Origin of the sequence: Pseudomonas sp. IT-196MI5 (assembly GCF_949767415.1) — a bacterium.
Lineage (GTDB): Bacteria > Pseudomonadota > Gammaproteobacteria > Pseudomonadales > Pseudomonadaceae > Aquipseudomonas.
The window spans coordinates 24587-31415 of record NZ_CATKPZ010000026.1 but is presented as its reverse complement, the minus strand read 5'-3'; the positions used below and the strand labels follow the sequence as shown (position 1 = coordinate 31415).

The window sequence follows — 6829 nt, the reverse complement described above, 5'->3', positions numbered from 1 at the left end:
CGCTCCCACAAGGATTGCGGCGTTCTACACCCTGTGTTTCCTTCTCGGTTTCCTGCCTGCGGCCTGCCCTGTTCGTTGCTGCAAGCGCGGCGAAACCTCGCACTTATAAAAAATCAGAGATGCCGTTTTATGACTGCTTCATCCCCTTCTCTCTTGCAACGCCTTAAACGCTTGAGCCTGGTCACACAGATCGTGATCGGCCTGATCGCCGGCATTGCCCTGGCCCTGTTTGCCCCTGACTCAGCGAAGTCCACGGCGTTCATCGGCAAAGTGTTTGTCTCGGCGCTGAAAGCCGTCGCGCCGATTCTGGTGTTCGTGCTGGTCATGGCGTCGATTGCCAACCACAAGCACGGTCAGGAAACCCATATCCGGCCGATTCTGTTCCTGTATCTGCTGGGCACTTTCGCCGCGGCCGTGGTGGCGGTGGTTGCCAGCATGACGTTCCCGTCGAGCCTGGTGCTGTCGACCCAGGACGTCGCGGTTACAGCGCCAGGCGGGATTGGCGAGGTGTTGCAAAGCCTGTTGCTGAGCGTGGTCGATAATCCGGTCAGCGCCCTGATGAACGCCAATTTCATCGGCATTCTGGCCTGGGCGATCGGCATGGGCATCGCCATCCGCCACGCCGGCGACACCACCCGTGAAGTGCTGGGCGACCTGTCCAACGGCGTGACGGTAATCGTGCGCCTGGTGATCAGTTTCGCCCCGCTGGGCATCTTCGGCCTGGTGGCCTCGACCCTGGCCACCTCCGGTTTCGGCGCCCTGATCGGCTACGCCCACCTACTGGCCGTGCTGCTGGGCTGCATGCTGTTCGTGGCACTGGTGATGAACCCGCTGATCGTTTTCTGGAAACTGCGTCGCAACCCGTACCCGCTGGTGCTGACCTGCCTGCGTGAGAGTGGCATCACGGCGTTCTTCACCCGTAGCTCGGCAGCGAACATTCCGGTCAACCTGGAGTTGAGCAAGCGTCTGGGCCTGCACGAAGACACCTACTCGGTATCGATCCCGCTGGGCGCGACCATCAACATGGCCGGCGCGGCGATCACCATCACCGTGCTGACCCTGGCGGCCGTGCACACACTTGGCATCAGGGTAGACATTCCGACCGCGATTCTGCTGAGTGTCGTCGCAGCGATCTGCGCCTGCGGCGCTTCGGGTGTGGCCGGTGGTTCGCTGTTGCTGATTCCGCTGGCATGCAGCCTGTTCGGCATCCCGAGCGAAATCGCCATGCAGGTGGTGGCGGTCGGTTTCATCATCGGCGTATTGCAGGACTCGGCGGAAACCGCGCTGAACTCGTCCACCGATGTGCTGTTCACCGCGGCGGCTTGCCTGGGTGAAGAGCAGAAAGCCGAGCGTCTGGCCTGACACAAATCCTTGTAGGAGTGAGCCTGCTCGCGATAGCGGTGGATCAGTCAACATCAATGTTGAAAGTTATATCGCCATCGCGAGCAGGCTCACTCCTACAGGAGACCGCGTACACATGAAAAAGCCCCCGCAGCCTGAGGTTGCGGGGGCTTTTTTGTACCTGGACGGTTTAGAACGCGCCCATGTAGTCGCGCTTGCCCATTTCCACGCCGTTGTGGCGCAGCAGTGCGTAAGTGGTGGTGACGTGGAAGAAGAACTGCGGCAGGCCGTAGGTCAGCAGGTAAGCCTGGCCGGTGAAGCGCTTCTCTTTAGGCGTGCCCGGACGGGTCACGATCTCGATGCCTTCCTTGCCGTTGATCTGCTCTGGCGTGAACTCGCCGATGTAGGCCAGAACCTTGGCGATCAGTGCTTGCAGCTCAGCGAAGGTGGTTTCAGTGTCGTCGTACTTCGGCAGTTCGACTTCGGCCAGACGCGAAGAAATGCCTTTGGCGAAATCAACGGCGATCTGCACCTGACGCACCAGCGGGAACATGTCCGGGAACAGGCGCGCTTGCAGGAACGCGTTCGGGTCGATGTTTTTCTCGGTGGCGTGGGCTTCGGCCTTTTTCAGCACACCGCTGAGGGCGTTGAGCATTTGCTGGAGAACAGGGATGGAAGCGTCGTACAGGGAAATGGTCATGGCAGGTCTCGTGTGGTGACTGGAGGGATCGCGGGTAATCTGTGGGAGCGAGCTTGCTCGCGATGGACGTGAACGATAATGCGTTCTGTCTGAATAAACGCGTCGCGCTGGAGTTCATCGCGAGCAAGCTCGCTCCCACAAATCATCGACTTTTAAATCGTCGGCCGATTATAGCCGTGCGCCGCCCTCCCGAGACCGTTCTTTTTCAGCTGCCGTAAACCTTCGCCGCCGGAACGGCCTGAGTCATCAGCTGCGCAATCGCTTCGCCCATCTCACCGACCGCCCAGCGGCCCTGGCGATCCAGCAGCGGACCACGGCGCCAGCCGTCGGCGATCGACAACTTGCCGCCCTCGACTTCGAACATCTGCCCGGTCACCTCGGCGGAAGCCTCGGAGCCCAGCCACACCACCAGCGGCGCGACGTTTTCCGGAGCGAAGTAATCGAAGCCCTCTTCAGGCTTTTTCATGGTGTCGGCGAACACTTGCTCGGTCATCCCTGTGCGCGCGGCCGGCGCCAGGGCGTTGGCGGTGATCCCGTAGCGGCGCAGTTCAGCCGCCTGCACCAGCGTCAGGGAGGCAATACCGCCCTTGGCCGCCGCGTAGTTGGACTGGCCGATGGAGCCCTGCAAGCCGGCGCCGGAACTGGTGTTGATGATCCGCGCATCGACCTTGGCGCCACCCTTGGCCTGCTCGCGCCAGTACTTCACGGCGTGGCTGGAAATGCAGAAGTGGCCCTTCAGGTGCACGGCCACCACGGCGTCCCAGTCGGCTTCGCTGAGGCTGGCGAACATACGGTCGCGGCAGATGCCGGCGTTGTTGACCACCACATTCAGGTCGCCGAAGGTTTCGATGGCCTGGCGCACGATCAACCCCGCCGAGTCATAGCGGGTGATGTCGTCGCTGTTGGCCACGGCGCTGCCGCCCTGCCCGAGGATTTCGCCGACTACGGCGAGCGCCGCTTCGCGGTTGATGTCGTTGACCAGCACTTTCGCGCCTTCGGCGGCGAACGCCAGCGCGTAGGCGCGGCCCAGACCACCGCCGGCACCGGTGATGATCACGACGCGGTTTTCACAGATTTTCATGTTCTACATCCTTCAAATTCATCACTGGTTGACACAATCCCCTGTAGGAGCGAGCCTGCTCGCGATGGTCGTTAACGAATACGCGGGGTATCTGGATAACCGCGTCGTTCTTGAGTCCATCGCGAGCAGGCTCGCTCCTACAGGATCGGTGTGCACCCTGCTTTACAAACGTTCGATAATCGTCACGTTGGCCTGACCACCGCCCTCACACATCGTCTGCATGCCGTAGCGACCGCCACTGCGTTCCAGCTCATGGAGCAAAGTGCACATCAAACGAGTGCCAGTGGCGCCCAGCGGATGGCCGAGGGCGATCGCGCCGCCGTTGACGTTGGTCTGTTCATGGGGATAGCCCGTCTCTTTCAACCAGGCCATGGCCACCGAGGCGAAGGCTTCGTTGATTTCCACCCGGTCGATATCTTCGAGTTTCATACCGGCGCGCTTGAGCGCGTAGGCGGTGGCCGGGATCGGTGCGGTGAGCATCCAGATCGGATCTTCGGCGCGCACGCTCAGGTGATGGATGCGTGCCCGTGGCGTCAGGCCGTAACGCTTGAGCGCCGTTTCTGAAACGATCAGCATCGCGCTGGCCGCGTCGCAGGTCTGGCTCGACACCGCCGCGGTCACCCGGTCGCAACCGAACAGGTATTCCAGCTCGGCCATTTTTTCGAGGCTGGTCTGGCGCGGCGTTTCGTCATGCATCACGCCGGCCAGTGGCACGATCTCGCGATTGAAGCGGCCTTGCTCGATGGCCTGCAAAGCACGTCGATGGGACTCCAGCGAATAGGCTTCAAGCTGGGCCCGGGACAGGTCCCACTTTTCGGCGATCATCTGCGCCGAACGGAACTGGGTCGGCGGTTGTGCGCCGTAGCGCCGCACCCAGCCTTCGGAACCGCTGAACGGATCGGTGAAGCCCAAGGGCTCGGCAACGATCATCGCCGAGGAAATCGGGATCTGGGTCATGGTCTGCACGCCACCGGCGATGACCACGTCTTGGGTGCCGCTCATCACCGCCTGCGCGGCGAAGTGCACCGCTTGCTGGGACGAACCGCACTGGCGATCGATGGTGGTGCCCGGCACCGATTGCGACAGGCCGGCCGCCAGCCAACTGGTGCGGGCGATGTCACCGGCCAAGGGACCGATGGTGTCGACACAGCCGAAGATCACGTCGTCGTAATCCTCGTCGGGAATGTCGTTGCGCTCGACCAGCGCACGCAATACATGGGCGCCCAGATCGGCGGCGTGGATCTGGCTCAGACCACCCTTGCGCCGTCCGGTGGGCGTGCGCAGGGCGTCGACGATATAAGCTTCAGGCATGGTCTACCTCGGTGAAAAAATTGAAATCAGGCGCCGATAACCTGTGGGAGCGAGCTTGCTCGCGATTACGGTGGGTCATTCAACTTTGATGTCGACTGACACGCCCTCATCGCGAGCAAGCTCGCTCCCACAGGGACTTGGTCACCCTTTTGACTGGTTAGAACGTACTGCCCGCACCCAGCGAGGGGTTGCCATTGAACAGCGCCGCGCGAATCCGCCCTTTGTGCAGGCCGCGATCACCCCAGACCTTGTCCAGTGCCCAGGCGCGCTTCATGAACAGGTGCAAGTCGACTTCCCAGGTGTACCCCATGGCGCCGTGGGCCTGGATGGTGTTCTTCGCGGCGAGCATGGCCGCTTCCGCCGTTGCCAGTTTGGCGTGGGAGACGAATACGTCCTGATCGGCTTGCTGCTCTGCGACCGCATAGGCGGCGCGATACAGCGGCCCTTTGGCGAACTCGATCTGCACCGCGACGTTGGCCATCAAGTGCTTGACCGCCTGGAACGAGCCCACAGGTTTGCCGAACTGTTTGCGCTCGAAGGTGTAGTCCACCGCCAGGTCGACCATGCGTTTGGCCAGCCCGAGCAATTGCGCGGCACCGGCAAGAGCGCCACGGTTGAAGGCGGCCGCCCACAGGCGTCGGCCCTGCTCACCGCTGGCAACGCAGGTGGCAGGCGTTGGCGTCCACTCGACCTGGAACAGCTGACGGCTCGGGTCAACCGATTCGTTGCGGGTCAGGCGCACGGCATCACGCTCCAGCGCATGTACCTCATCGCCATGGGCCAGCAACAGCAGATCGGCGACATGGGCATCGCTGACCAGCGGATTACCCGGCTCGGAAACCGCGAGACGCGCGCGACCCTCGGCCACTCGCGACAGCCATTTTTGTTTGAGTGGCGCGTGTTGCTCATCCAGTGCGGCGAGCAACGGCACGCCGACCAGCATGGTGTCCACCAACGGTTCGGGCAGCCCGGCGTAACCGCATTCCTGGGCGATCAGCACGAAATCCAGCTCATTCATGCCCATGCCGTCCTGCGCCTCGGGCACGGTCAGGGCGGTCAGGCCGAGTTCCACCAGTTGCGCCCAGAGCTGCTCACTGCGTCCGCCGTCGCTCTGCCACAGTTCGCGGATGCGTTCCGGGGTGACTTCGTTGATCAGGAAGCTGCGGACGTTGTCCTGAAACAGCAGTTGGTCGCGGCTGAAACTAAAGTCCATGGTCTATTCCTCAGGCACGCGGCATGCCGAGCATGCGTTCGGCAATGATGTTGCGCTGGATCTCGTTGGTGCCGGCGTAGATCGGCCCGGCCTGGGCAAACAGGAAACCTTCCAGCCAATGGCCGACGTCACCGGCGGCCGGGGCTTGCGGCAGCAATTCGCCGCGCAGGCCGAGAATGCTCATGGCGGTGTCGTGCATGCGCTGGTCGAGTTCCGACCAGAAGATTTTGTTGGTCGACGATTCCGGCCCGATCTTGCCGCCCTGCACCAGTTTCGAGGCGGTCATGCAGGTGCTCAGGGTGTAGGCCTCGGCATCGAGCCAGGCGCGCATCACGGCCTCGCCAATGGCCGGGTCACGGTCGGCCTGCTCGCGGTTGGCCAGGTACAACTGCACCAGACGCTTGGCGGTTTCCTGGAAGCGTGCCGGTGAACGCAGCAACAAACCGCGCTCGAACCCGGCGGTGGACATCGCCACGTGCCAGCCCATACCTTCGCCACCGAGAGCGTTTTCCACCGGCACCCTGACGTCGTCGAAAAAGATCTCGGCGAAACCTGGCAAGCCATTGAGCTGCGGAATCGGCCGCACAGTGATGCCCGGCGTGTCCAGCGGCAACAGGATGAAGGTCAGCCCGTGATGGCGCTGGGACTGCGCGTCGGTACGGAAAATACCGAACGCCCAATCCGCCCACACCGCACGGGTCGACCAGGTTTTCTGGCCATTGATCACGTAGTGGTCGCCCACCCGCTCTGCCTTGGAACGGATCGCCGCCATGTCGGAACCGGCGCCCGGCTCGGACCAGGCCTGGGCCCAGATGTCTTCGCCGGTGGCCATGCGCGGCAGGAATCGCGCCTTTTGCTCTTCGCTGCCATATTCCATCAGGGTCGGGCCTAGCAGGAAGATGCCGTTCTGGTTGACCCGTGCCGGCGCCCCGGAACGGTAGTATTCCTCCTCGAAAATCAGCCACTCGATCAGGTCGCAGCCACGCCCGCCAAGTTCGGTCGGCCAGGTGACCATGCCCCAACGGCCTTCGTTGAGTTTGGCTTCCCAGGCACGGTGCTCGGCAAAGCCAAGTTCTGTGTCGAACGATTGCAGCGGTTCACTCGGTACATTGGCCGCCAGCCAGGTCCGTGCCTCGGCACGAAAGGCCTGCTGGGCCGGGGTATAGGTCAGGTCCATGGGTAT

The 6829-nt window shown here is 62.6% G+C and carries 6 protein-coding genes; 1 reads left to right on the top strand and 5 read right to left on the bottom strand.

Features of this window, described 5'->3' with window-relative positions:
• Positions 1 to 129: 129 nt before the first annotated feature.
• Positions 130 to 1362: a serine/threonine transporter SstT gene (gene sstT, locus ACM6IK_RS17670; protein ID WP_414875367.1), complete on the top strand. Its 1233-nt coding sequence runs from the start codon at positions 130 to 132 to the stop codon at positions 1360 to 1362.
• A 169-nt stretch (positions 1363 to 1531) separates the two neighbouring features.
• On the opposite strand, the gene ACM6IK_RS17665 is transcribed toward sstT, so the two are convergent.
• The 5 genes from ACM6IK_RS17665 to ACM6IK_RS17645 form a co-directional block, all read right to left on the bottom strand.
• Entirely contained in the window at positions 1532 to 2041 is a 510-nt protein-coding gene (locus ACM6IK_RS17665; protein WP_414875366.1) for a DUF1993 domain-containing protein, read from the bottom strand.
• 205 nt (positions 2042 to 2246) lie between these two features.
• Positions 2247 to 3122 carry an SDR family oxidoreductase gene (locus tag ACM6IK_RS17660; protein WP_414875365.1) on the bottom strand — a complete coding sequence of 292 codons (876 nt, stop codon included), beginning with the start codon at positions 3120 to 3122 and terminating at the stop codon, positions 2247 to 2249.
• A 162-nt stretch (positions 3123 to 3284) separates the two neighbouring features.
• Positions 3285 to 4433 carry an acetyl-CoA C-acetyltransferase gene (locus ACM6IK_RS17655; protein ID WP_414875364.1) on the bottom strand — a complete coding sequence of 383 codons (1149 nt, stop codon included), beginning with the start codon at positions 4431 to 4433 and terminating at the stop codon, positions 3285 to 3287.
• A gap of 157 nt (positions 4434 to 4590) precedes the next feature.
• Complete coding sequence (locus ACM6IK_RS17650; protein ID WP_414875363.1) at positions 4591 to 5646, bottom strand: acyl-CoA dehydrogenase family protein; 1056 nt, start codon at positions 5644 to 5646, stop codon at positions 4591 to 4593.
• 10 nt (positions 5647 to 5656) lie between these two features.
• Positions 5657 to 6823 (bottom strand): acyl-CoA dehydrogenase family protein, encoded by a 1167-nt coding sequence (locus tag ACM6IK_RS17645; RefSeq protein WP_414875368.1) that lies wholly within the window; start codon positions 6821 to 6823, stop codon positions 5657 to 5659.
• Positions 6824 to 6829: the final 6 nt, after the last annotated feature.